Here is a 1,346-nt window from a genome sequence, read left to right on the forward strand (position 1 = left end):
CCCCGTTACCTTTTTCGTGGTTCCTGATCAAGGAGCTGTGGTCACCAGGCCCGGCATGACTTGCGCCCCCAGTCGAAGGCATGATCCGGGGGGTGGTGTCACCGGGTCTGGTGGCATCGACCGACCGCTGATAGGGACACGGCCACCACCTGGTAGGTCTCGTCGTAACGTGGGTGCCGGCGCTCGATGCCTGATCGGTGGCCACGTCGCGACGAACGAACGGCATGGTGGATGAGCAGCAGTTTCAGCGTGTTCCTCGGCCTGGACGTCGGCAAAGACAGCCACCACGCCGTCGGCCTCGACCCCGACGGCAACCGGCTGCACGACGCCCCGCTGCCCAACACCGAACCGAAGCTGCGGGCGCTGTTCGACAAGCTCGCCGCGCACGGACCACTGCTGGTCGTGGTCGATCAGCCGGCCACGATCGGGGCGTTGCCGGTCGCGGTCGCCCGCGCCGCCGGGCACCAGGTGGCCTACCTGCCCGGCCTGGCGATGCGCCGCATCGCCGACCTCTACCCCGGCCGCGCCAAAACCGACGCCCGGGACGCGTTCGTCATCGCCGACGCCGCTCGCTCGCTGCCCCACACGCTGCGCCCGGTCGACGTCGGCGACGAGGCCCTGGCCGAGCTGGAGGTGCTGGTCGGGTTCGACGACGACCTGGCCGGCGAAGCCACCCGGATCAGCAACCGGATCCGCGGGCTGCTCACCGGCATCCACCCCGCCCTGGAGCGGGCGATCGGCCCCAAGGTCGTCCACCCGGCGGTGCTGGAGATCCTCTCCCGCTGCGGCGGTCCGGCCGGCATTGCCAAAGCCGGCCGCCGCAAGCTCACCGCGATCGCGAAGGTTCACGCGCCTCGCATGGGCGAGCGACTGGTCGAGGCGATCATGGCGGCGCTGGGCGAGCAGACCGTCACCGTCCCGGGCACTGCCGCCGCAGACACGGTGCTCCCACGGCTGGCCGACAGCCTCAAAACCGTGCTGCAGCAACGCAAACAGGTTGCTGAACAGGTTGAGGGGATACTTGATGCCCACCCTCTTGCCGGGGTCCTGACCTCGATGCCCGGCATCGGCGTCAGGACCGCAGCCCGCATCCTGCTCGAGGTCGGCGACGCCTCGAACTTCGCCTCGTCTGGGCATCTGGCTGCCTATGCGGGCATCGCGCCGGTCACCCGCAGCTCCGGCACCAGCATCAAAGGCGAACACCCCGCGAGAACCGGCAACCGCCAGCTCAAACGCGCGTTCTTCCTCGCCGCCTTCGCGGCGCTGTCGGATCCGACCAGCAGGGCTTACTACGACCGCAAACGGGCTGAGGGCAAGAAACACAACGCCGCCCTGATCTGCCTGGC

At 69.4% G+C, this 1,346-nt stretch carries 1 protein-coding gene; it reads left to right on the forward strand.

Translation table 11 applies throughout. From position 1 onward, the window contains the following. Positions 1-231: 231 nt before the first annotated feature. A partial coding sequence (locus M8542_RS49765; protein ID WP_257927450.1) for an IS110 family RNA-guided transposase occupies positions 232-1,346 on the forward strand: 1,115 nt, incomplete at its 3' end.

The organism is Amycolatopsis iheyensis (assembly GCF_024703995.1).
Taxonomy (GTDB): Bacteria; Actinomycetota; Actinomycetes; order Mycobacteriales; family Pseudonocardiaceae; genus Amycolatopsis; species Amycolatopsis iheyensis.